The organism is Aeromonas aquatilis, from assembly GCF_054052405.1.
The window spans coordinates 1-381 of the sequence record NZ_JBSTYP010000186.1 but is presented as its reverse complement, the minus strand read 5'-3'; the positions used below and the strand labels follow the sequence as shown (position 1 = coordinate 381).

The following is a 381-nucleotide window of genomic DNA, read 5'->3' as shown; positions in this document are numbered from 1 at the left end:
CGACAGTCTGCAGGTGGACGAAAGCAACCTGTCACTCAATGCCAGCACCAGCTATGCCAGCCTGTTCACCAGCAGCTTTGGCGCCGATGGGGCCGGCACCCTGGTTTACAGCCTGAATGTCAGTGCTGCCGGGGCAGATAGCGGGCTCAACGACACCGCGACCGGTCAGGACATCCTGCTCTATCTGGAGAGTGGCAGCGTGGTCGGCCGGGTGGGTGGCAGCAGCGGCAGTGTGGCCTTTACCCTGTCGGTCAACAGCAGCGGGGAGGTGACACTGGATCAAGTGCGTGCCATCGCACACACCCCGAACAGCGGCCCGGATCAGGAGAGCAGCCTGCTGTCAGCCAACCTGGTGAAACTGGTGGGCACCATCACCGACAA

At 62.7% G+C, this 381-nt stretch carries 1 protein-coding gene; it reads left to right on the top strand.

What is annotated here, in order from left to right; genetic code table 11:
- Positions 1–381: DUF5801 repeats-in-toxin domain-containing protein (locus ACW5W8_RS23940; RefSeq protein WP_498630905.1), on the top strand; the 381-nt coding region annotated here is incomplete at both ends.